We start from the raw sequence: 22,926 nt of genomic DNA on the forward strand, positions 1-22,926 counted from the left end.
GCGCTCCCCGCTCGGTATAGAGGTTCCTTCGGAACCTCTCTTACATCGCGCCGCCCATGCCGCCCATACCGCCCATGCCGCCCATACCGCCGCCCATTCCGCCGGCGGGGTCGTCGTCGCCGTCGTCGGAGCCGCCGCCCTTGAGGTCGCCGGCCGCGATGACGTCGTCGATGCGGAGGATCATCGTCGCCGCTTCGGTCGCGGACTCGATGGCCTGCGTCTTGACGCGGAGCGGTTCGACGACGCCCTCGGCTTCCATGTCGATTACGTCGCCGGTGTAGGCGTCGAGGCCGGCACCGAACTCGCCGCCGTCGTGGCGGGCACGCAGGTCGACCAGCGAGTCGATCGGGTCGAGACCGGCGTTCTCGGCGAGGGTGCGCGGGATGACCTCCAGCGCGTCGGCGAACGCCTCGACGGCGAGCTGCTCGCGGCCACCGACGGAGTCGGCGAAGTCGCGAAGCTGGAGCGCCAGTTCCGTCTCGGGCGCACCGCCGCCGGGCAGCACCTGCCCGTCCTGCAGCGTCGTGCGGACGACGCCCAGCGAGTCGTCGATAGCGCGCTCGACTTCGTCGACGACGTGTTCGGTCCCACCGCGGAGGACGAGCGTGACGGACTTCGCGTCCTCGACGTCCTCGACGAAGATGCGCTCGTCGCCACCGATGTCCTTCTGGGCGACGGAGCCGGCGAAGCCGAGGTCCTCCTCGGAGAGGTCGTCGAGGTTCGCGACGACGCGGCCGCCCGTCGAGCGGGCCAGCCGCTTCAGGTCGGAGTCTTTCGCGCGGCGGACGGCGAGGATGCCCTCCTGCGCGAGGTAGTGCTGGGCCATGTCGTCGATGCCGTCGCCGACGAAGACGACGTCCGTGCCGACGGCCGACAGCTTGTCGACCATCTCCTTGAGCTGTTTCTCCTCCTGGTCGAGGAACTGCTGGAGCTGGTCGGGGTCGGTGACGTTGACCTCGGCGTCGATCTCGGTCTCCTTGACCTCGATTGCGCCGTCGAACAGCGCCACGTTTGCGTCCTCGACCGCGTAGGGCATGTTCTCGTCGACGCGCTCTTTGTCGACGATGACGCCCTCGATGAGTTCGGAGTTACCGATGGAGCCACCGACGACCGTCTCGACGGAGACGTTGTCGGTGTCGATGGTGCCGTCGTCGTCGCGGACGGCGAGGACGGCATCGACGACCAGTTCCGCGAGGGTGTCGCGGGCAGACTCCGCGCCCTTGCCGGTCATCGCGGTCGCCGCGATCTTCTCGAGGGTCTCGCGGTCGTCGGCGGTGACCTCGATGGCGCCCTCGGTCAGAACCTCCTTGGCCTTCTCTGCGGCCTGGCGGTACCCCTGCGCGATGGTCGTCGGGTGGACCTCCGAGTCGATGAGTTCCTCAGCCTGGTCGAGGAGTTCACCGGCGATGACGACGGCGGTCGTCGTGCCGTCGCCGACCTCGTCCTCCTGCGTCTCGGAGACCTCGACGATCATGTTGGCCGCCGGGTGGTCGATGTCCATCTCCTTCAGGATGGTCACGCCGTCGTTCGTGACGACGACGCCGCCCGAGGAGTCGACGAGCATCTTGTCCATCCCTTTCGGGCCGAGTGTCGTGCGGACCGACTCCGCGACGGCCTTGCCGGCCGTGATGTTCATCGACTGGGCGTCCTTGCCCGAGGTTCGCTGGCTATCCTCCGAAAGTACGATCATGGGCTGGTTGCCCATCCGCTGGCGCTGAGACATGAGTCACCCGTTGATTGTTTCTGATTCTATAAAAGCATTTGGGAGGCATCCCGTCAACGCACCGCACGGACCTGTTTGGGGCGTATGTGGGTGATTAACACAGTTGGTTTATATACTTTCTCTGGATGCTCACGCTGCCGTCAGCGGAACCCGGTCTGCGCCGTCGAACGGGTCCGCGTACGCGACCCGCGCCCGTCCGAACACGCCGCTCGGGATGCCGATGTCCGCGAGGGTCAGGTCGCCGTCGAGTCCTGCGAGACCCGTCTTCGGTAACGCGAGCGTCAGCGTCGCGTCCGGGTCGACGACGGGACCAGATTCCACGCCTGTCGTGGCGTCGCGGCCCGACGGCACGTCTAGTGAGAGCACCCGATCGAACGCCCGCGTCGTCGCCGCGAGTTCGCCCACATCACCCGATAGCGCCCCGGTCAGGCCGTACCCGACCAACGCGTCGACGGCGAGGCCGTCGCTCGCTCCCGGTTCCGTCGTCACCGCGGCGTCAGTCGCACCGAGGACGCCCAGTTGTCGGCTGGGGACGCCTTCGAACTCGTCACGGGCGCGGTCGAGGACCACCCGAACGCGCCGCCCCGCGTTCGCGAGGTGTCGGGCGGCCACGAGACCACCCCCGCCGTTACCGCCGCCGCCGACGAACACGGTGATCGGGTCGTTCGACGACCGCTCGCGTGCCTCTTGGGCGAGTGCGCGTCCGGCGTTCTCCATCATCGACAACAGGTGTAACCCGACCTCGTCGGTGGCGACGCGGTCGACCTCCGCCATCCGTCGGGCGGATATCGCCCGGACTGTGCGGCCGTCGGCGTCGAACTCGACAGGTGGGTCAGAAGCAGACACGGTCGTACGTCACTCGCGACGCGGAAAAGCCCGTGGCTGGGTGAGAAGCTGTCACGTACGAGTGCGCATTCGGCGACAGAAGCGGCGACGAAATCCGATCAGAGAGCCGTTATCGCGGCTCCTCGGCGTTGCCCGTCGGCGGCGACAGGTCGGGTGCGCCGTGGAGTTCGTTGTGCTTGCGTTCGAGGAACGAGTACACCGCGCCGTGGGGCGCGCCGTCGAGGATCATTCCTGTCGCGCGGCGGACGGCGCGGACCTCCTCCGGTTGGCCGATGACGCCGAGCGTGGTGCCTTTGATGACGACTTCGGCGCCGGTGAGGTCCTCCATCAGTTCGCGCGTGCGGCCGTTCTCGCCGATGAGGCGGCCCTTCTGTCGCTGGAGGTCGTTCTTGTTGCGGGTCTCTGCGGCCAGGTCGACCAACTCGAACCGGCGGAGGTCGTGGTCCAACAGCGAGAGTGCCGACTCCGGGGTGAATCCTCGGCCAATCGCACGGACGACGTCTGGCGCCACCATTCCGGAGACGGGGTCGCCGACGGCGTCGATGGCCACCGATCCCGACTCCGAGTCGATGTCGAGGCGCACCTCTGCCCGGTTCTCGATCTCCCGCATCGTCTCACCGCCCTCGCCGATGAGCACGCCGATGCGGTCCTGCGGTACCTTCACGTGCTGCATACCCGGAATTTCCGCCGCACGCGGTTAAGCGTTCCCTCGCGACCGCTCCACGAGATGCACCCGCACGGTCGATTCTCACGGAACACCCGGCTGCTCACGCGTCCAGCATCGTCGTCTCCGACACCGGAGGCAATCGCCGAAGCGACGGTACCGCGAGGACGTACACCGCCACCGACAGCAGGCCGACGCCGCCCAGCGCCATCGTCGTCAGCGGCCCGACGACCTCGCCGAGGCTCCCGCCCAGCAGCGACCCGACCGGCATCACCGCGACCGACGCGGAGCCGAGGATGGCGCTCACGCGCCCGAGGAAGTCGTCGGGAACCATCCGCTGGATCATCGTCGCCGCGAGGACGTTCGTGACGCCGACCGGAACGAGTGCGACGGCGAATGCGACCGCCGTCAGCCACAGCGACGGCGACGCCAGCGCCGCGAACCACGCGACGCCCGACGCGAGGAAGCCGCCGACCCACAGTCGCGCGAAGCCCACGCCCGCGAGTTTGCTCCCCGCGAGTGCGCCGACCAACAGCCCTGCGGCCGTCGCCGCGCGAATCGTTCCGTACGCACTCGCGCCGCCGAGGCCGTCGGCGTACGCGGGCAACACCGCCATCGTCGCGCCCAGCAGGCCGTTCGCGAGGACACCGCCGCCGAGCATCCACACGATGGGCGTGCCGCGCACGAACGCGAATCCCTCCGAAAGCCGGGTCCGGTACGACGCCGACTCACCGCCGTCGGTGGCTGCTGCTGGCGAACCTCCCGCCTCCGCCGTCGATTCGTCGCGTCCCGCGTCCTTGCTGTCGCTCGCCCGCCGCGCGGGGACGACGACGCCCGCGAACAGCACCGCCGCCGCGAGGAACGTCAGCGAGTCGATGGCGTACAGCGCCACCGCGCCCACTATCGCGATGAGTGCCCCGGCGATGCCGTTGAAGACGAGGTCTGCGCCCTGATACGCGAACGAGAACGCGGCGTTTGCGGCGGGGAGGTCCTCCGAGTCGACGATCCGTGGCAACGCGGCGTTCTGTGCCGGGTAGACGGCCTGGTTTAGGAGCGAGAGCGCGGGGACAACGACGAGGACGAGTTCGACCGAGCGCACGCCCGCGTACCACGCGACCGGCACCGCGAGGACGACGACTGCCTGAATCAGTTGCGTCGTCACGAGCAGTCTGCGGACAGGCCAGCGGTCAACCAGGGGGCCGACGAACGCCTGCAACAACTGCGGCCCCATCGTCAACGCGCCCGCGAGGCCGGTGTAGAACGTCGACCCCGTGAGGTCGTACACGAGCCACATTGCCGCGACCGCATAGAGGCTGTCGCCGGCGTTCGTCACCAGTCGCCCGGCGAACAGCCGCCGGAACGACCGATTGGCGTAGAGTGATCCCATACTCCTGGGAACGCCGGTTCACCCGATATACGCTCGCAGAATGACAGTTCTGTCGTCGGCTGTGCAGAACGGTGATTCTGTCGAGATGCAGTCAGTTCTCGGGGTGACCGGTCGTCACGTCGACGACCTCGCCGTCTGCGTCGACGGTTACGGTGAGGGTATCGCCCGCGGTGGCGAATGTGACGCTCGCGCGGTACGGGTCGGCTTGGGTTTCGACCTCAGGGTCGAGGTCGTCGAGGGCAACCCACAGCAGTTCCGCCTCGGGGTCGACCCCCCGGTCGTGGAGGAACGCGACGACGGCCGGGCGGTCGAACACGAGCGTCGGCAGGCCCGCGCGGATGCGTTCGCCACAGCGCTCACACCGGAGCGTGACGACCGGAGCATCGTCCGCCTCCGCGTCTTCGGCGTCGTCGTCACGGCGGTTCGGGGCCGTCTCCGCCGAAGCGACGGTGGCGGTCGTCGGCCCCGAACAGGTGGGGCAGATGCCACGTCGCGCCCGCGCGAGCAACGTCCGAAGGTGGGCGTCGACGACGGCGGGAATCTTGGCCGGGTCACGGCCCGCGAGTACGCCCGGCGGACAGCCGAAGTCGATCGTGTCGACGCCGCACTCTTCGCAGGTGACGTGGACGCGTTCGTCGGCGTAGTGAAGCACGAGCGCCCCGTCACACCGCCAGCAGGTACCCTCAACGGGTTGTTCGAGTTCCTCGCCGGGCGCGTACGTCCCCTCGAGCAACGCGCCGACGACGCGGTTGCCCGCGAACCGGAGGCGATAGCCCGCCTCCGTTCGCTCGATGAAGCGGTCGGTCAGTTTGCCGAGGTGGTAGTTGAACCGGCCGGAGTCGCTCACCTCTGCCCGGTCGCGTAACGCCTCGAACGGCACGCCGCTCCCGCCGAGGTCGTCGCTCTCGCGCTGAGCCTCCCACAGTTCTCGCAGGATGCGCAGGCGCGTCTCGTCGCCGAGGAGGGCGAACGCCGCCGCGGGGTCGAACCCCTCGGCGGTGGGGTCGAGCGTGCCCGAACTCGCGTCGGCGTCGCTGTCGCCGCGGTTCATATCGGGCGAGTGAACGGCAAAGCGCTTGGCCGTGTCGGTCTCGCTTACTCTTCGCTCGTCGGGTTCGGGTCGGTGTCGGGGTCGGGGTCTGCCGCTGGCTTCGCCTCGACGGCGGTGACGTACTCGTGGAGGTCGTCGCCGCTCACCTCCAGACCCTGTCGCGAGAAGAAGGCGGCCACGTTTCGGCAGTCGCGTTCGAGGAACTCCGCGGCGCTCGGGTGGTGGACCGTCACCGCCTGGCCCAGATCGATGATCACGAGTTCGCCCTCGTGGATGATCATATTGTACTCCGAGAGGTCGCCGTGGACCAACCCCGCCGCGTAGAGGCGACGCATGTACTCGCGGACCACCTCGTAGGCGGTCTGCGGGTTCTCGACGTCGACCTCCGCGAGGCGACGGGCGCGGTCGTCGGCGTGGCCGACCAACTCCATCACGAGGACGTTCCGCTGGACGGCGATTGGCTGCGGGACGCGGACGCCCGCCTTCCGGGCGCGTGTGAGGTTGGCGAACTCCTTGCGCACCCACGCGAGGACGACCTTCTTCTTGTCCGACCCGATGCCCTCGAAGCGCGGGTCCCCCTGGAGGTACTCGCGCATATGCCGGAAGTTCGAAGTGTTGATGCGGTACACCTTCGCGGCCACCTCGCTGTCGTCGGCGCCGAGGGCCTCGTAGACGTTCGCCTCCTTGCCGGTGGAGATTGGGCCGCCGAAGGCGACGATGTGGCCGTCGCGGGTCAGTTTGTACAGCGCCGCGAGGGTGGCGTCGTCGAACACCGACGCCTCCACTTTGAACTGCTCGGTGTTTTTGATCCGCTTGCGGAACTCGTCGAACTCGTCGTCCTGCCTGCGGGCGATGCGGTCGGCCTCGGTCTGTGCGATCTCGTCGATATCGAGGTCTTCCCACTCGTCTCCCGGCGCGTCCGCCTCGTCGGGTTCGAGGAACCCGAACTCTCCATTCATCTACGTTGACGTACGCACTCGGTCGTGAAAAGCACAGTCACCCGCGGGTCGGCGGCGTCGTCGCCGGTTGCTCCGGGTCGACGCCGCGGCGACCCATCACTGGAGGTGGCCTTCCTCGCGGAGTTGGTCGGCCTCGCCGCTCTCGTAGCGGTGTTCGATGTCGGCCTTCTCGTCTTGCCAGTCCCACGGGTCGACGATGACGATGTCGCCCTCGCGGATCCAGGTGCGCTTCTGCATCCGGCCGGGGATGCGTGCGGTCCGTTCGGTCCCGTCCATACACCGGACCTTCACGCGGTTCGCGCCGAGCATATCCGTCACCTCGGCGAACACCTGACCGTCGTCGGGCATTCTGAGGTCGCGTCGCCCCTCTGCGTCGCCGTCGCTCATACTCCTGTGTTTTCGCGTGGGACAGTTAAAATCGGCGGGTGCGCGGCCGAGCCTTGCGAGGCTGCGAAACGCGAACGGGGAGCGGAGCGACCCGTCGGTCTTTTCACCCCGCACTCGCCACGGGAGGGTATGATCGACAAACTCGGAACTGCCGGCATCGTGGGGCTGCTCTTGTTGCTCGGGGGTCTCTCGCTGGTCGCGTGGCAAGCACCCATCGTCGCCGTCGGCATCGCCCTCGTCCTCACGGGCACCGGCCTCGTGGTGAAGGGCCTCACGACGACGCTAATGCGGCAGTTCGGCTTCGCCTGAAGCGACGACGCCGACCGGGCGGTTCTTTCCTCGATTACTCCGCGTCCAGTTCCCGCAGCACTTCACGACCCGGCGCCATCAACTCGTTGAGGTAGTCCGCGAGTGCGCCCTTCGCGTCTGCGGGGTGGAGTTCGCCCGACTCCAGGTCCGCCGCCAGCGACTCGTAGTCGTCGTACTGGAGGTTCCCACCGTACTGCTCGGGTCGCTCGACGACGACCGTCTCGAAGCGCGGGAACACCGAGTACTCGAATATCTCCAGCACCGGGTTCTCGCGTTCGTTCCCATCGTCGTCCGGTTCGGGGTCGCGCGTCGGCGGGCAGAACGCGCCGTTGATCTTGTCTTCGACGTCGTCGGCGGAGTCCTCCATCGAGATGGTCGTCCCGCCCGAGGAGGACATCTTGCCCACGCCGGTGTCCAGGTCCGCGAGGATCGGGGTGTGGACGCACGGCCGCGCCTCGTAGACGTGGTCGCTCTCGCCGTCCATCGCGGGCACCTGCTCGCGGTGGAGCATGTGGACCTTCCGCTGGTCGAGGCCGCCGACGGCGAGGTCGAGGTCGAGGTAGACGATGTCGAGCGCCTGCATCAGCGGGTAGACGACGTGGCTCACCTTCGCAGCGTCGCCGCCTTGTAGTTCCGCCATCGCGCGCTGGGCGCGGTTGAGCGTCGTCGACACCTCCAGTTCGTGCGTGTCGAGGACGTACTCCTCGTCGAGTTGGAACGACGACCCGTAGACGAACTCCGTCGCGTCGGCGTCAAGACCGTACGCGAGGAACTGGTCGCGCATCCGCTTGGCCGTCTCACGAATCTCCGCGAACGTCCCCTTGTCGTTGAGGTACGCGTGGACGTCCGCGAGGAGGACGACGACCTCGAAGCCCGCCTCCTGCAGGTCGATCAGTTTGTTCGCCGTCAGCATGTGACCGATGTGGAGGACGCCCGATGGCTCGTATCCGACGTACACCCGCTTGCCATCGGGGTCGTCGGCTAGCGCGCGTACCTCCTCGTCGGTGACCACCTCGGTCGTGTTCCGGGTGATCAACTCGTAGGCGTCCATACGGGAGGGTTTCGCGTGCGCTGATTACGTCTTTCGGATGTGTGTCACCGCGTCCGACGTGCGCGGAGGCTCCGGTAAGTCGGCCCGTGGCGTTCGGTAGCACACAACTAGTTCCCGCTCGTCTCGCGGTTACCCGGCGGGTAGTTATACGCGTTTGAACTGTACGCAGAAGCGTCCCTCTCATGCCTGCCTCGAACACGGACCCCAGAGCGCCCGCTGGTCGGCGACCCGACGCCGACGACCGCGAGGGCTCGCGCTGGTACGTCCACCGGGGGGCAGTGACCGGCCGAGCAGTCGCCTTCTGGTCGGCTATCGCCCTCCCGTTTGCGTCACTCGTCGTCCTGCTTGCCGGAACGGTCACCTCGACCGACCTCGTCGTCCTCGCGGCGCTCGCGACGGCGAACGTCTTCGCGTTGTACTTCGGTCACGGCTACGCGACGGAGACCGTCGAAGCGGTCCGCGACGGTGCGGCAGACGCCGCCAGCGACGATGCGACCCTTGTCGACGACCGCACTCCAGACGTGTCCGACGACGCCCGGGCAGAGCGCGCTGAACCGACCGCGACCGGCGGGGACGACTGACTCCGCCCGGCGGATGCGGTCGACTCTGCGAACCCTCGTCGACGGGTGCGGTTCGGATCGCCCTATCAGCTGACCTGTCGCCTCCCGCTCGATCTTATCGCTCGATCCGTTCTAACACCGCCTCGGGATCGTACGCCAGCGAAATCGACCGCGAGCGGCCGCGACCCTCCACCTCGGCGTACTCCGTCTCGACGAGGCCGAGTTGTTCGAGTTTGTTGACGATCTCCGAGTAGCGCGTGTAGCCCAGATCCGTCCGCTCGTGGAACGCCTCGTACACCGACCCCGCCTGTTCGCCGTCGTGTTCGGCCAACACCTCGACCAGGGACGTCTCGGAGTCCGAGAGTCCGCGGAGGCTTCGCGAGAGGTGGACGAACTTCGACTTCTCGTACGCCTCCTCGACGTCGTCGATGCTGATGGTTCGGGAGGCGCGCATCTCGGCGTTGAGGCCCGCGCGACGTAACAGATCGATGCCGACGCGGAGGTCGCCCGACTCGGCGGTCAACTCTGCGACCCGGTCGAGTTCAGTCGCGCCGAGGACGCCGTCGTGGAAGCCGCGCTTCGCTCGCTCCCGGAGGATGTCGACGATCTCGTCGACGTCGTAGGTGGGAAAGTACACTTCCTCGGGGCGAAACACCGACTGCACCCGCGAGTCGAGTTCCTCGATCACCGACAGCGACAGGTCCGAAGAGACGCAGATGACGCCCACCTTCGCGCCAGCGTGGGCCTCGTGTGCCCGCAGCAACGAGTACAGCGCGTCGGAGGCCTCGTTCTCGTAGAACAGGTAGTTCACGTCGTCAAGGGCGACGACGAGCACCTCGTCTTCCTCGACGAGGCGGTCCGCGATCTGGCCGAACAGTTTCTTGAACGAGATGCCCGAACTCGGCGGCTCGTAGTCGAAGATGCCCTCGAACACCCGCGAAAACACCGCATAGCGGGTCGAGTCTACCTGGCAGTTCACCCGTACCGTCCGCACGTCCGTCTGCGCGCGGAGTTCGGCGAACAGTTTCTGGACGGAGGTGGTCTTGCCCGTGCCCGGCGGCCCGCGGACGACGGTGTTGAGCGGGCGCGACCCGCGCGCGGCCGGTCGGAGTGCGTACTTCAGCGACTCCAACTGGCTCTCGCGGTGGCGGAACGTCTCGGGGACGTAGTCGATTTCGAAGACGTGTTCGTCCCGAAAGACGGACTCGTCCCACGACAGCATCCCGTCTTCGGGGTCCCCGGTCATGATATCGGATTCTCGCGTGTCCGACCACTTAATCGTTCCCCGGAGGCGCGGTGGAACTGAAGCCTCCCTCGATACCGGGATTTCCGACGCTATGCGTCCGATACGGTTTCAGTATCGCCGTGCTCGCGTGCCACCAGTTCGGTGGGAGTAGTCCGCCGCCGAGAGCGAGGACGGTTCTGCCACGAACACCGAATCCGTTCGGAACCCCGGGACTGAATTCGGGTTAATCCGAGGCGAACGTCTACTAAATTAAGGGGGGTGGGGGTCGACGCACGGATCGATGACCGAGGGCACCGACGACGACGGGGGGACGAACGAACCGACCGCGGGTGGGCCGTCCCACGTACTGGTAGTGGAAGACGACCCGGACACGCGCGATCTGTACGCCGACTGTCTCGTGGACGCGTACGACGTGACGGCAGTCGCGACCGGTGAGGCGGCGGTCGCAGCGCTCGACGACTCGGTGGACGTCGTGTTGCTGGACCGTCGGATGCCCGACCTGCACGGCGACGACGTCCTCGAGTTGATCCGCGAGTCGGGGGTCGACGTCCGCGTCGCCGTCGTCACCGGCGTCGATGCCGACCTCGACTTGGTCGGCCTTTCAGTCGACGCGTACGTCGAGAAACCAGTCGGGTCGGGCGAACTCCGCGAGACGGTCGACCGTCTCGTCCGGGTGGGTCGCTACGACGACCGCGTCCGACGTTACTGTGCGGCCACGCAGAAACTTGCCGCCCTCGACGACGCGCCCAGCGTCTCCGACCACGACGCGGCGTACCGCGAACTCGTCCGGCGACGCGAGACGCTCGAACGCGGCATCGACGACCTCCGTGGGGCGCTCGACGCGGCCGACTACGAACTCCTCTTCCGCGGCATCGGCGGCGACGGAGCGTCGGATGCGGCACCCCCGGCGTCGGACGACCTCCCCGTCTAAGGCTAGAACTTCTCCAGTAGGCCCTCGTAGAACTCGGGGTCAGCCGCCTCGCCTGCCAATTTCTCCACGATGAGTTCCGGCGTCGACCGCGCGAGGTGGTCTTTTCGCGGCGAACGGTTCACGACGAGTTCGCCGTCGTCCAGTCCCACCGCCTCGATGCCGTCGACCGCCACGTCGACGGCGGCGGCCTCGCGTATCTGTCGCGCGAGGTGGGAGACGAACACCGCCGTCGCCCCCTGATCGTCGAGGGCTTCGAGGATACCCGCGATGATCTTCGCCGACGCCCCCGGCTCGGTGATCGACTCCAGTTCGTCGACGAGGACGAGACGGCCCGCCGCGCCCGACACGAGGTCGCCGAAGTCACGCAGGGTCGACTCGAACGCGCCCGCGTCGAGCGTCCCCTGCGACTTCGCATAGTAGTGCAACTCCGAGACGCGGCCCACTCGCGCGGACGCTGCGGGGACGGGGAGGCCCATATGTGCGAGGGTGACGACGAGCGCCACCAAGTCCAATGTCGACGTCTTCCCGCCGGAGTTGACGCCCGACAGGAGGGTGACGCCGGAGACGGCGTAGTCGACGGGTTCGACTTCTTCGACCGACACGTCCAGCAGCGGTGAACGCCCGCCCTCGACGTCGAAGCCGCTCCCCTCGGCGTCGAGGTCGGCGACGACGCAGTCGAAGTCGCGGGCGAACCGCGCGACGGCCAGTTCCACGTCGAGTTCCAGCGCGTCGGCCACCAGGTCTTGGGCGGGGTCGCGGAGGACAGCCAAGTCCTCCGCGAGCGACGACTTGAGCGCCGCGGCGCGCCGGTCGCGGGCGGCCTTGAGTTCGGTTCGGAGGCGGTTCAGCGGTTCTTCGTTGTGCTCGGTCGGGAACGTGGGATCGCCCGCGAACACCCGCTCGGTGAACTCCGCCTCCGCGTCAGTCAGGCCCAGCGAGTCCGCAAAGTGCTCACGTGCCCGGCGGATGGCGGCGTCGTACTCGTCGGCCAACTCCCGCGAGAGGAGGCTGTCGACGCGCGCGCCCTGTTCGACCAGCGAGAGGAAGTCGGTCCCCTCGATGGTGACGTCCTGTTCGCGGATGGCGTCGCGGAGGTGGTCGTTGGCGACCGACTCCGCCGTCGACACGGCCGCGTCGAGGTCGTCGACGGCGTCGGTGAGGCGCTGTAACTCCTCGTCGCCGCGGATCGTTCCGTCGTCGTCGAGTCGCGAGAGGGCGTCCCGGAGCGCCTTGGGGTCGAGGGCCGGGTCGATGCCGGCGGCCTCGTGGACCGACAGCGCCGCAAGCAGTACCTCGCGGTTCTCGGCGAAGAAGGCGAGCAGACGCTCGGGGACGACCTCTTCGGGGTGGTCCTCGGGGTCGGTGATGACGCGCACGTCGCCGTCGACGTCGACGCCTGCAAACTCCTCGTCTAGCGCGACGACCGTAGTGTACGACCGCGCGAGTTCCGACAGCCCGCGGGCATCTTCGACCACCTCGACGGAGAGTTCGGGGAACGCATCCTTCGCCTCGGCGTAGCGCTCGGCGTCGGCGGTTGCGAGCGCCCGTTCGCGAACGCGCAGGCCCCGTGGATCAGACACCTGTTCCACGTCCGCGAGGGCGTCGAGCACCGCCTCGTCGGGATCACGCTCGACGGCGTCGGCGGCCCACTCGCGCACCTCTTCGATGCGGGACTCGGTCGCGGAGGGGTACAGCGTCCGAAGGCGTTTGGCCGCGTAATCGGTGACGGCGCGGTCTTGGATCAGTCCAAGCGCATCTTCGTACACCTCGCGTGCGCGGTCGGTCGCCAGCCAGCCACCTGGGTCGTCGTGCCGTTTTCGGATCGCGCCGCGGGCGATGGCCGCCGCCCGGCCTTCCGTGAGGCCGGGGGCGCGCGCCAGCGTCGCCACGTCGCCGCGGCGCAACGCCTCCTCGGCCCCGTCGAGGTCAGCGAGCGTCTCGGCGGTCTTCTCGCCGACGCCCGGTACCGACGTGAACTCCATTCGGGACGGGATACCACAGCGGGGGTCAAAACCGTGCCGGGGGCCAGGACGAGCGAAGCGAGTCCTCGGAAACGCGAACGGCGAGTGGAACGAGCCGTGAGCGGGGCTGCGTGGGGGAAGGAGCGAACGAAGTGAGCGACCGAGACCACGAACAAGCGAGCGGGGAGTGAAACGACCCGCGAGAAGCGCGTGGCCGAACGAAGTGCGGCCACGAGTATTCGAACGGCGAGTGAAACGAGCCGTGAGCAGAGGGAGAGACAGCGAAGCGAGTCACCAGCGAGCGACCCGCGACCGACTGGCTGTCGCGATCAGTCCTCGTCGCCGCCGAGCATATCCCACCCGATTCGCTCCTCGATGTCCTCGACCAGCGCCTCGACGTCGTCGACGACGCCGTAATCGGCGGCGACGCCGCCGTGTCGGTCGCCCTCCACGACGCGCCGCTGGTCGTCGTCGTAGTAGAACGGCGCACCGTCTCGACTGATACCGAACAGGTACGCGCCGTCGACGTCTGCAGGCACGTCCGAGTAATCGCTCGCGCGCACGTCGTCCGGGTGGACCGCGTCGGGGCCGGCGTCGGTCATGCCAACGAGTATCACGCCGGGGGCACCAATACGTTGCGGCTGTCACACACCATCCACCGACGCGCTCGCGGCGCTCCCGTCTCGGGATTCGGCCCCGTGCCGCCTGCTGGACTGGGCACACACCCGGCTTCGGGGGGCTTTTGGCTCGCGGCACCTTCGACGATGGTATGGACGACGACGTGGCGGCGAAGGCGGCGGCCGCGCGTGAGGCGTTGGCCGAGCGAGACGGCGTCCTCGTCGCCTTCTCCGGCGGCGTCGACTCGAGCGTGGTCGCGGCGCTCGCTCGTGACGCCCTCGGCGACGACGCGGTCGCGTGTACCGCCAAAAGCGAGACGCTCCCAGCCGAGGAACTCGACGACGCCCGGCGCGTCGCCGACGACATCGGCATCGACCACGTGACCGTGGAGTTCTCCGAACTCGACGACCCGAACTTCGTCGCCAACGGCGACGACCGCTGTTATCACTGCCGGACGATGCGACTCTCGCGGATGTACGACGCCGCCCGTGAGCGGGACATCGCCACCGTCTGCGACGGGACGAACGCCTCCGACCCCGGCGAGGGCCACCGCCCCGGCCTCCAGGCGGTCGAAGAACTCGACATCGTCTCCCCGCTGTTGCAGGCCGGCATCACGAAAGAGGGGGTGCGTCAGATCGCCGCCCACTACGACCTGGACGTGGCAGACAAGCCCTCGATGGCGTGTCTCTCCTCGCGCATCCCGACCGGCCTCGAAGTCACCGAGGAGCGCCTCACCCGCATCGAGAAGGCCGAGCGCCTCCTGCGGACGTGGGGCTTCTCGCAGTTCCGCGTGCGCGACCACGACGGCCTCGCGCGCATCGAAGTCGGCGCGGACGAACTGGAGGCGGCGCTGAATCCCGACTTCGTCGCCGCCGCTCGCGAGCATCTGCTGGAGTTGGGCTTCGACCACGTCACCCTCGACCTCCAGGGGTACGAGACGGGAAGCGTCAGCCCCGGAGGGGAGGTCGACGGAGACAGCGAGGCCGCCGCCGGCGACGACACCGTCGCCGACAAATCGGTGAACTACGACGGCGAACCCGTCGTCGAGGACGTGTTCGCCCGCGACTACCCCTCCTCGTAAGCCTCAGTAGTTCTCCTGACTCGTCGACTCCGGCAGGAACGAGGTGACGTTCTCGCGGACCAACTCGGCACCCGGATTCCCACCAGTCACGCGAACCTCGTTGACCGCGCAGTTGCCCTGTTCTTGATCCAGTACCGCGGCGACCACGTCGAGGCCCTTCAGTATCCCCGTCACGGCGTACAGCGGGCCGCCGTGCGCGACGACGGCGACCGTCTCGTCGTCACCGACAGCGTCACGGAGGTCGTCGAACGCCGCTGTCACGCGCTCCCACATGTCCAGCAGCGACTCGCCGCTCTCGGGCGTCGTCTCGGCGGCCGCGTAGCCAATCTCCGAGAGTGTGTACTCTGGATACGCACCGAACAGTTCGTCGTAGGTGAGGCCCTGCATCCGCCCGAAGTCGCGTTCGCGCCACCGGGCGTCGAACGTCGTCTCTGCGCCGGTCGCCTGCGCGACGGCGCGGGCGGTCTCCGCGGCCCGCTCTAGATCCGACGCGACGGTTCGGTCGACTGCGTACTCGTCGGCGAGGAAGTCGGCGAGGGCGGCGGCCTGTTTGCGGCCGCGGTCGGTGAGGTCGGTCGGGGCCCACCCTTGCACGCGGCGGTCGCGGTTCCACGGCGTCTCGCCGTGGCGACACAGGAGGATCGTTCCCATCGGCGGAGGTGGGCGCGGACGGGACAAAAGGGCGCCGCCGAACGCCGATCAATCCTGCCGTCAGTTTCCGGTCCAGCGCAACAGCGCCAGCGTCCCCTCGAACAACACGATCATCGTCGCGCCGACGATGATGGGTGCCATCCCGGTGGGGTCCGGCGAGACGATGAACGCGAGGCCGACGAACGCCGACCAGAACAGCAGGCGGCGGTCTTCCATCCACTGGCGGGTGACCAGTCCCATCATAATCGCCAACTGGATGAACAGCGGAATCTGGAAGACGATGGCCATGTACCCCATCAGCAGGAGGATGAGGTTGAACGTCTCCCGCAGGCTAAACGCGAGGACGGCGCTCTCCTCGGTGTAACTGATGAAGTAGTTGAAGATGGTCGGCAGGACGATGAAGTGTGCGAACGCGACGCCGATGAGACCGAGGATCAGACTCGTAGGCACCGCCGCGAGGTAGTAGCGGCGTTCGTTCGGGTACAGACCGGGGCGCATGAAGCGGTACGTCTCGTAGACGAACACCGGGAGGCCGACAAGCAGCCCCGCCAGCGACGCGACCTTCAACTTCGTCAGTAGGAACTCCAGCGGGCCGTACACTCGCGGACGATTCTGTTCGAAGCCGACGTGGGCGTCCCACAAGAACTCGATAATCTCCTCGGCGCTGGGGACGACCGGCGAGACGGTGCCGATGAGGAGGACTGCCACGACCACGACGCCCGCGACGCCGAAGACGACGCCGAGACGGCGCATCATCTCCTCGATGTGCGCCGTCAGCGGCATCTCTTGGTCGGAGTCGGGGCCGTCTCCGCCGAGTGCGCCCATCCCCTCGTTGACGGCGTTCATCCCTTTCTGGGCGGCCGTCATCGCGTCGCCTTGCCCGTTCGATTCGGGGTCCACCTTGCGGTCTGTCTGTTCGCCCGCGACGCCGTCGGGAACCGGCTGTGGGTCCGCTGGAACGGTCACCTGTTCGCCGTCGATTCCCGTCGGCTGCGGCACGTCCGGGTCGGGTGGCTCCGGCGGTTCGTCGTCGATCTCGTCGTCAGCGGCATCGACGTCCGTTCCGTCGTCGGTTCCGTCCTTGCCGAGTTCGTCGTCGGGGTGGTACCCCTCGTAGGGACTCCGGCGGTCGATGTCCTCGTCGCTCGGGGTCGACACTTCAGCGTCGCCCTCCTCGCCGTCGATATCGGCGTCGTCGTTCGTGTCGCCGGCCGGATCGCTGTCGGAGTCCTCGGGGTCAAGATCCCACTCGTCGGTGTCGTCCGTCCGCTCCTCCGTGTCGCCGGTCGGCGTGGTGGACTCAGACCCGTCGGTGTCGTCGTCACCGCCCGCGGGCGGCTCCTCCGGTGGGTCCGAATCCGTCGTCATCGTGAGGGATTCACCCCCGGGCAGTTATAGGCCTTTTCGGATAGGCTCGTTGTTGCCGGCCTTCCCGGGGCGCGACGAGCCTCACACTGGGTCGTCGCTTGAAAAGGTTGATAACCGGGAAGCGGTTCATCTCGCGTATGTCAAGCGCGCTCGATGAGGACACCCAACGGGCGCTGGCGGAGGGGCGTGAGACCGCCGGTGCGATGCTCAGGTCCGCACAGAAGGACCTCCAGAAGGTGTTCATCGTCTTCCTCGTCGGGTTCCTCGGGACGTTCTACGCCCTTCGGCTGTACGTCTGGGACTTCCTGAAGGCGGTCACCCGCGCACAACTCAGTGACGCCGCCGGGCAGGAGGTCGAGATTATCGCGCAGACGCCGTTCGACGTGATCCTCCTCCAGGCGAAGATCGGCCTCGTCGTCGGTATCATCTTCGGGATTCCGCCACTGCTGTACTTCTCGCGCGACGCTCTCCGCGAGCGTGAGTTGTGGCCACAGACGCCGGTCGCCCGCTGGAAACTCGTGCTCATCGCCGTCCTCGCCCTCGGTTTGTTCGGCGTCGGCGTCGCCTACGGCTACCTCGTCTTCTTCCCGTTTATGTTCGCGTTCCTCGCGAACAACGCCCTCTCCGCGGGCATCCAGCCCACCTACTCCATCGTGAAGTGGGCGCAGTTCATCGCCCTGCTCACCTTCTCGTTCGGCTTCGCCGCGCAGATGCCGTTGGCGATCACGGCGCTGTCGTACGCCGAAATCGTCCCCTACGAGACGTTCCGCGAGAAGTGGCGCCACGCCGTCGTCGGCATCTTCGTCTTCGGCGCGGTGTTCTCGCCGCCGGACCCGTTCACGCAGGTGATGTGGGCCGCTCCCCTCCTCCTGTTGTACGGCGCGTCGCTGTACCTCGCGAAGGTCGTCGTGACGGCCAAACGCGGCAGCGAGCGCATCGACCTGGCGGCGACCGCCCAGACCCGGTGGAACGCCCTCGCGGGCGTCGGCGTCGCCGCCGCCGCCCTCGTGTACCTGTTCTTCGCCCGCGGCGGCGCGGCCGCCGTCAACGGCGCGGTCGGCGGGGTCACCTCCTACCGCCTCCCGACCGACCTCGCGGTTCCCGTCCTCGCGTCGGTCGCCGCGGTCGTCGGCGTCGCCGCCGCCGTCGTCGCGTTGGCGTACTTCGTGTACGTCGAACTCGACGCGATGGTCGAGACCGACCGCGACTTCGGCGACCCCGACGCGATCGACCTGCGGACGCTGGACGAGACGGGCGTGTGGGCCGCCCCACCGGAGGTGTTCGAGTCGATGACCGAAGCAGAGGCGCTCGAAGCCGCCTCCGCCGCGATGGACGACGACGACCCCGGCAAAGGCCGTGCCATCCTCGACCGCTTCGACGAGGCCGCCGCCGTCGACGCCGCGGGCGACGGCGAGGCGAGTGACGCACCCGCCGACACCGGTCCGGCGCGTGACCTGTTCGCCGGCGACCTCGGCGTCGTCGGTGCGACCCGGCGCGGCGCCGGGTTCGTCGACTGGCGCAGTCGCTTCCGCTCGCTGTGGAACGTCCTCCTCGGCATCGCGGGCATCGTCGGCGCGGTCGGCTACGTCCTCGTCGAACGCTCGACACTCGCTGACTCGATCCTCACGGAGTACGGCACGAGCGCCGACGCCATCCTCGCGGCCGTCGGCGTGAGCGGCACGACCGCACTCGTCACGTTCCTCGCCGCGGGACTCGGTCTCGCGGCCGCGCTCGCACTCGTCCTCGGCGTCTACTTCGCGTACGTCGCCGGCACCGACCCGACCGCCGTCGACGTCGAGGTGCTCACCGCCGACGAGGTGCGCCGTGCGCCCGACGCGGTGTTCGCCGGTGTCTCCGAGCGTCGTGCGAACTTCCTCGCGGACCACGCGGCCTCTGCGGGCGACTCAGAGAAAGCGCGGGCTATCCTCGACCGCTTCGACGAGGCGCAACGCGCCCGCGAGGCGGCCGCGCAGGGCGGCTCCGGCGAGGGAGCAGCCGTCCCCGGTGCGTCCGACGACGTGGGCGACCGCGCCTCGCGGGCGACCGGGACGCTGCTGGAAGGCCTGACCGACGGCGAACGCGACGAGGACGACATCGGCGGCTACTACGACGACCTCGCCTTCATCGCCTCCTCGCTCCGGTCGCGGGCGTTCTTCCTGACGGGCGTGTTCGGCATCACGCTCGCGAGCGTGTTCGCGTTCCTCTACCTCGGCGGCATCGGTGACGTGAAGGACAACTTCGTGAACCGCATTCCCGAGGAGGTCGTCGGAGTGGGCGCGGAGAACTTCGGCGTCATCGTCCTCCACCCGGTGGAGGCGCTCATCTTCGAGGTGAAGATCTCGACCATCGCTGGCGCGGTCGCCATTCTCCCGTTCGTGGCGTATTTCGCGTGGCCTGCGCTCCGCGACCGCGGCTTCGTCCGTGGGCGGAGGCAGGTCGTGTTCGGATGGGTTGCGGCTCTGCTGGTGGGCCTCATCGGTGGCCTCGCGCTCGGGTACACGACCATCGCACCGGCAGTCATCTCGTGGCTCGTGGGCGACGCACTCCGAGCGGGGATGGTAATCAGTTACCGGATCAGCGACTTCGCGTGGCTCGTGTTCTTCACGACCGTCGGCATCGGATTCCTCGCGGACGTGCCCGTGTTGATGGTCCTGCTCAACACCGCCGGCGTGTCGTACCAAGCGATGCGCTCGCGGTGGCGCGAGGTGACGGTCGGCATTATGCTCGTGGCGGCGCTGTTCACCCCGGCGGACGTGTTCACGATGTTCCTCGTGACGATTCCGCTGATGGCCGCCTACGGCGTCGGTCTGCTCATCCTGTGGGTGTTGACGCTGGGCGGACGGCGCAACCTCGCGGAACCGACGGTCGACCTGGTTCGCGACTCGAAGCCGGGCGCGTAATCTCGGCCAGGCGGTCGTCCCGCACCGCTTCTCCGCCGTCGCCGCCGCTCGGTGAGAAGACTCAACTATTTTTCAACGAATCTCCAGATATGCCCAAGATAAGCGTCGAGATACCCGGCGAACTGCTCGCCGACCTCGACGACCACGTCGGCGACGACGGCAAGTTCGTCAACCGAAGCGACGCGATCCGCGCGTCGATCCGCAAGACGCTCGATATGCTCGACGAGATAGACGCCCGACACGGTCGCCTCGACGACGAGGCGGGCGAGGCAGATGAGGCGGACGACGCGGAGGACGACGAATGAGCGGCGACGTCGCCACCGCGGAACCGCGGCGTCTGAACGTCCCGCTGGCGGCGGTGCTCCTCACGTCGCTGTTCGTCGCAGCCCTCGTGACGGCGCAGGTCATCTCCGCGAAACTGCTCGCCGTCACACTTCCTGTCCTCGGGACGGTGACTGCGCCGGGCGGGACGCTGGCGTACGCCATCACGTTCTTCGCGTCCGACTGTCTCTCGGAGTTGTATGGAAAGGAGTACGCCCGGCGCGTCGTCAACGTCGCGTTCGGGATGAACTTCGTTCTCTTGGCGCTCGTGTTCGCGACCATCTCCGTGCCCGCAGCGCAGGGGTCGGTCGACCCTGACGCGTTCGCGACCGTCCTCGGCCTGTCGGGGAACGTCGTCCTCGGGTCGCTGGTCGCGTACGTCCTCAGTCAAAACTGGGACGTGATCGCCTTTCATCGCATCCGCGAGTTCACCGACGGCGACGCCCTGTGGCTCCGCAACGTCGGGTCGACGGCGACGAGCCAACTCATCGACACCGTCGTGTTCACCCTCGTCGCGTTCGCCGTCGCGCCCGCACTGTTCGGCATCGGCCCGGCGCTCCCGACCGCGGTGCTGTTGTCGCTCATCGTCGGGCAGTACGTGCTGAAACTGCTCATCGCCCTCGTCGATACACCGCTCGTGTACGCCGCGGTGGCGCTGGTCCGCCGCGACGCCGACGTGGATGCCGACCGCGTGAGCGTCTGAAAAGCCTGGTCTCGTCCCTGCTCAGTCGACGCGCTCTGCGAAGCCGAACCGCGGCTTCACGTCGTCGACGACGACCTCGACCGTCTCACCGACCTCGGCACCCGGCACGAACAGCGTGAACCCGTCGACGCTGGCGATGCCGTCGCCTTCCTCGCCCACGTCGGTCACGTCGACGGCGAGGCGGTCGCCCTCGGCCACCGGCGCATCGGTGCGCCCGCGAGCGATGAGATACCGCTCTGAGGAGCGCTTCCGACTTGCCTCCGGCGTGTACGCTCGGACGTACTGGAACTCCGCGTCGACGTCGTCACGGAAGTCCGCGAGGTCCGGGCCGTCGAACACCTTCACGACGAAGTCGCCGCCCGGCTTCAGCAGTTCTAGCGCCGTGTCCAGCGCCTGTCGGCAGAGGTGGATCGAGCGGGCGTGATCGAGTTGGTACTCGCCGGTCATATTCGGTGCCATGTCCGAGATGACCACGTCGACGGGGCGGACTGGCGGGGCGTCGTCGTCCGGATCTGGGTCGGGGTCCACACCGAGCGCCTTCCGTAGGTAGTAGCGGGTGCGCTCCTCGGTCATATCACCGCGGACCGTCTCGACGTGCGGGTGGTCGAGATCGTCGATCCGCTGGAGGTCGACGCCGACGACGGTTCCGGCTTCGGTCACCTCCTCTGCGGCGATCTGCAGCCACCCACCGGGGGCGGCACCGAGGTCGACGACGGTGTCGCCGTGGTCGAACAGGTCGAACTCCTCGTCGATCTGTCGGAGTTTGTACGCCGACCGGGCGCGATAGCCCTCCTGTTTGGCGCGGTTGTAGAAATCGTCCTTGCGAGCCATAGTCAGTTGTCGGACGTACCCGGCTGAAACGGATAAAACGCGCGTTCGCCGCCACTTGCGCCATCGTGTTGGACAGCCGCCGTCGCTACGCTACTGCGTCGGCCCGCCGGCCTCCGCGTCGTCGCTCTCTTCGTCGTCGCCGGCGACGTCGATCCGTTCGTCGACCGGTCTCTCGCGCTCCTTCAGGTGCCGGGGGTCGCGGCCGTTCGACACTGCGAGCACCTCGGCGGCGATGCTGTGTGCGATCTAGTACGGCGACCCGCCGCCGAAATCGAGTCCGACCGGCGTGTACAGTGGTTCCAACTCCGACTCGTCGAGAACACGTCGCGGACAGTTCGCTCGCGTCCGGCGACGAGATTCGCCTCCTCCACGACCGACGCTTCGTCGACGTTCCACCGCAACAGCGCGAGTCGGATGGCAGCCACCCACGCCGATTCACGCCGCATCCCTCGACACACATCCGTAGGGGAGTCAGCGCGCACAATCTATTCTTCACCGAGAACAGACTACTCGTCGCTCGTTCGGCACTCTCGCGCTCGCGCGTGAGGACGGATCGCGGGTATTTTTATGGGCACACCCGTAGCCCGCGATATATGTTCAAGGCCATCGTGAGCGCGTCAACCCTCCGGGACGCGCTCGACTCGGTGAGCGTGTTGGTCGACGAGTGTAAGATCCGGCTCAACGAGGACGAGTTGGCCATCCGCGCCGTCGACCCGGCGAACGTCGGGATGGTCGACCTCGCACTCGAGGCGGCCGCTTTCGAGTCGTACGAGGCCGACGGAGGGGTCATCGGCGTCAACCTCAATCGCTTGGAGGACATCGCCGGGATGGCCAACTCCGGCGACCTGATCCAACTCGAACTCGACGAGGAGACGCGCAAACTCCACATCCAGATCGATGGCCTGAGCTACACACTCGCGCTCATCGATCCCGACTCCATCCGCCAGGAGCCGGACATTCCGGACTTGGACCTGCCCGCCGAAATCGTCGTCGAGGGCGCCCAGCTCGACCGCGGGATCAAGGCCGCCGACATGGTCTCCGACCACATCCGCCTGCGCGTCGACGAGGCCGAGGAGTCGTTCTTCATCGAGGCCGAGGGTGACACCGACGACGTGGACCTCCGTCTCGACCGCGAGGACCTCATCGACCTGCAGGCCGGCCCCGCCGACTCACTGTTCAGCCTCGACTACCTCAAGGATATGAACAAGGCCATCCCGAGCGACGCCGAGGTACGCGTCGAACTCGGCGAGGAGTTCCCCGTCAAACTCCACTACGAGTTCGGCGAGGGGATGGGCCAGGTGACGTACATGCTCGCGCCGCGCATCCAGAGCGACTGAGGCGCTCGTTCGGCCGCACTCTCACGTTTTTCACGACCGCC

23 protein-coding genes are annotated in these 22,926 nt (G+C 67.7%); 8 read left to right on the plus strand and 15 right to left on the minus strand.

Annotated features, from left to right (window positions below):
- Positions 1–40: 40 nt before the first annotated feature.
- The 7 genes from thsA to eif1A form a co-directional block, all read right to left on the minus strand.
- Positions 41–1,690 carry a thermosome subunit alpha gene (gene thsA / locus P0D77_RS03285; RefSeq protein WP_277555727.1) on the minus strand — a complete coding sequence of 550 codons (1,650 nt, stop codon included), beginning with the start codon at positions 1,688–1,690 and terminating at the stop codon, positions 41–43.
- A 162-nt stretch (positions 1,691–1,852) separates the two neighbouring features.
- Entirely contained in the window at positions 1,853–2,569 is a 717-nt protein-coding gene (locus P0D77_RS03290; RefSeq protein WP_277554754.1) for an NAD(P)H-hydrate epimerase, read from the minus strand.
- Between the two features lie 109 nt (positions 2,570–2,678).
- Positions 2,679–3,242, minus strand: a complete 564-nt coding sequence (locus tag P0D77_RS03295; RefSeq protein WP_277554755.1) for a KH domain-containing protein — start codon at positions 3,240–3,242, stop codon at positions 2,679–2,681.
- Positions 3,243–3,336: 94 nt separating this feature from the next.
- On the minus strand, positions 3,337–4,620 hold the full coding sequence (locus P0D77_RS03300) for an MFS transporter (protein ID WP_277554756.1): 1,284 nt from the start codon (positions 4,618–4,620) through the stop codon (positions 3,337–3,339).
- A gap of 91 nt (positions 4,621–4,711) precedes the next feature.
- The gene (locus P0D77_RS03305; RefSeq protein WP_277554757.1) at positions 4,712–5,671 is read right to left on the minus strand and encodes a winged helix-turn-helix domain-containing protein; all 960 of its coding nucleotides are present in this window, start codon (positions 5,669–5,671) and stop codon (positions 4,712–4,714) included.
- A gap of 44 nt (positions 5,672–5,715) precedes the next feature.
- Complete coding sequence (rio1, locus tag P0D77_RS03310) at positions 5,716–6,630, minus strand: serine/threonine-protein kinase Rio1 (protein ID WP_277554758.1); 915 nt, start codon at positions 6,628–6,630, stop codon at positions 5,716–5,718.
- A gap of 96 nt (positions 6,631–6,726) precedes the next feature.
- On the minus strand, positions 6,727–7,017 hold the full coding sequence (gene eif1A / locus P0D77_RS03315; RefSeq protein ID WP_277554759.1) for a translation initiation factor eIF-1A: 291 nt from the start codon (positions 7,015–7,017) through the stop codon (positions 6,727–6,729).
- A gap of 129 nt (positions 7,018–7,146) precedes the next feature.
- Here eif1A and P0D77_RS03320 point away from each other — a divergent pair, with 129 nt between their 5' ends.
- Positions 7,147–7,326, plus strand: coding sequence for a DUF7470 family protein (locus P0D77_RS03320; RefSeq protein WP_277554760.1), 180 nt, complete (start codon positions 7,147–7,149; stop codon positions 7,324–7,326).
- A 34-nt stretch (positions 7,327–7,360) separates the two neighbouring features.
- On the opposite strand, the gene P0D77_RS03325 is transcribed toward P0D77_RS03320, so the two are convergent.
- The gene (locus P0D77_RS03325) at positions 7,361–8,377 is read right to left on the minus strand and encodes a tyrosine--tRNA ligase (protein ID WP_277554761.1); all 1,017 of its coding nucleotides are present in this window, start codon (positions 8,375–8,377) and stop codon (positions 7,361–7,363) included.
- A gap of 182 nt (positions 8,378–8,559) precedes the next feature.
- On the opposite strand from P0D77_RS03325, the gene P0D77_RS03330 reads away from it, so the two are divergent.
- Positions 8,560–8,958, plus strand: coding sequence for a DUF8028 family protein (locus tag P0D77_RS03330; RefSeq protein WP_277554762.1), 399 nt, complete (start codon positions 8,560–8,562; stop codon positions 8,956–8,958).
- A gap of 94 nt (positions 8,959–9,052) precedes the next feature.
- Here the strand turns inward: P0D77_RS03330 and P0D77_RS03335 are convergent, their stop codons facing one another.
- On the minus strand, positions 9,053–10,183 hold the full coding sequence (locus P0D77_RS03335; protein ID WP_277554763.1) for an ORC1-type DNA replication protein: 1,131 nt from the start codon (positions 10,181–10,183) through the stop codon (positions 9,053–9,055).
- A 280-nt stretch (positions 10,184–10,463) separates the two neighbouring features.
- Here P0D77_RS03335 and P0D77_RS03340 point away from each other — a divergent pair, with 280 nt between their 5' ends.
- On the plus strand, positions 10,464–11,114 hold the full coding sequence (locus P0D77_RS03340) for a response regulator (RefSeq protein ID WP_277554764.1): 651 nt from the start codon (positions 10,464–10,466) through the stop codon (positions 11,112–11,114).
- A 2-nt stretch (positions 11,115–11,116) separates the two neighbouring features.
- On the opposite strand, the gene P0D77_RS03345 is transcribed toward P0D77_RS03340, so the two are convergent.
- Together P0D77_RS03345 and P0D77_RS03350 are read right to left on the minus strand one after the other, a co-directional pair.
- Positions 11,117–13,096: a helix-hairpin-helix domain-containing protein gene (locus tag P0D77_RS03345; protein WP_277554765.1), complete on the minus strand. Its 1,980-nt coding sequence runs from the start codon at positions 13,094–13,096 to the stop codon at positions 11,117–11,119.
- 308 nt (positions 13,097–13,404) lie between these two features.
- Entirely contained in the window at positions 13,405–13,677 is a 273-nt protein-coding gene (locus P0D77_RS03350; protein WP_277554766.1) for a hypothetical protein, read from the minus strand.
- Positions 13,678–13,844: 167 nt separating this feature from the next.
- Between P0D77_RS03350 and larE the strand changes: the two genes are divergently transcribed.
- Positions 13,845–14,774, plus strand: a complete 930-nt coding sequence (gene larE / locus P0D77_RS03355) for an ATP-dependent sacrificial sulfur transferase LarE (RefSeq protein WP_277554767.1) — start codon at positions 13,845–13,847, stop codon at positions 14,772–14,774.
- Between the two features lie 3 nt (positions 14,775–14,777).
- Here larE and P0D77_RS03360 read toward each other — a convergent pair whose 3' ends face one another.
- Together P0D77_RS03360 and P0D77_RS03365 are read right to left on the minus strand one after the other, a co-directional pair.
- Positions 14,778–15,425, minus strand: coding sequence for a histidine phosphatase family protein (locus P0D77_RS03360; protein ID WP_277554768.1), 648 nt, complete (start codon positions 15,423–15,425; stop codon positions 14,778–14,780).
- Positions 15,426–15,485: 60 nt separating this feature from the next.
- Positions 15,486–16,793, minus strand: coding sequence for a twin-arginine translocase subunit TatC (locus tag P0D77_RS03365; RefSeq protein WP_277554769.1), 1,308 nt, complete (start codon positions 16,791–16,793; stop codon positions 15,486–15,488).
- Positions 16,794–16,930: 137 nt separating this feature from the next.
- Here P0D77_RS03365 and tatC point away from each other — a divergent pair, with 137 nt between their 5' ends.
- From tatC to P0D77_RS03380, 3 genes are all read left to right on the plus strand, one after another.
- Entirely contained in the window at positions 16,931–19,693 is a 2,763-nt protein-coding gene (gene tatC / locus P0D77_RS03370) for a twin-arginine translocase subunit TatC (RefSeq protein ID WP_277554770.1), read from the plus strand.
- 89 nt (positions 19,694–19,782) lie between these two features.
- Positions 19,783–19,998, plus strand: coding sequence for a ribbon-helix-helix domain-containing protein (locus tag P0D77_RS03375; RefSeq protein WP_277554771.1), 216 nt, complete (start codon positions 19,783–19,785; stop codon positions 19,996–19,998).
- Positions 19,995–20,717 carry a queuosine precursor transporter gene (locus tag P0D77_RS03380; protein ID WP_277554772.1) on the plus strand — a complete coding sequence of 241 codons (723 nt, stop codon included), beginning with the start codon at positions 19,995–19,997 and terminating at the stop codon, positions 20,715–20,717. The genes P0D77_RS03375 and P0D77_RS03380 overlap by 4 nt, the downstream gene beginning before the upstream one ends.
- Positions 20,718–20,738: 21 nt before the next feature.
- Here P0D77_RS03380 and P0D77_RS03385 read toward each other — a convergent pair whose 3' ends face one another.
- Positions 20,739–21,548, minus strand: coding sequence for an SAM-dependent methyltransferase (locus tag P0D77_RS03385; RefSeq protein ID WP_277554773.1), 810 nt, complete (start codon positions 21,546–21,548; stop codon positions 20,739–20,741).
- A gap of 90 nt (positions 21,549–21,638) precedes the next feature.
- Positions 21,639–21,761: a hypothetical protein gene (locus P0D77_RS03390; RefSeq protein WP_277554774.1), complete on the minus strand. Its 123-nt coding sequence runs from the start codon at positions 21,759–21,761 to the stop codon at positions 21,639–21,641.
- A gap of 380 nt (positions 21,762–22,141) precedes the next feature.
- On the opposite strand from P0D77_RS03390, the gene P0D77_RS03395 reads away from it, so the two are divergent.
- Complete coding sequence (locus P0D77_RS03395) at positions 22,142–22,885, plus strand: DNA polymerase sliding clamp (protein ID WP_277554775.1); 744 nt, start codon at positions 22,142–22,144, stop codon at positions 22,883–22,885.
- Positions 22,886–22,926: the final 41 nt, after the last annotated feature.

It is taken from the genome of Halobaculum limi, from assembly GCF_029490015.1.
Classification (GTDB): domain Archaea; phylum Halobacteriota; class Halobacteria; order Halobacteriales; family Haloferacaceae; genus Halobaculum; species Halobaculum limi.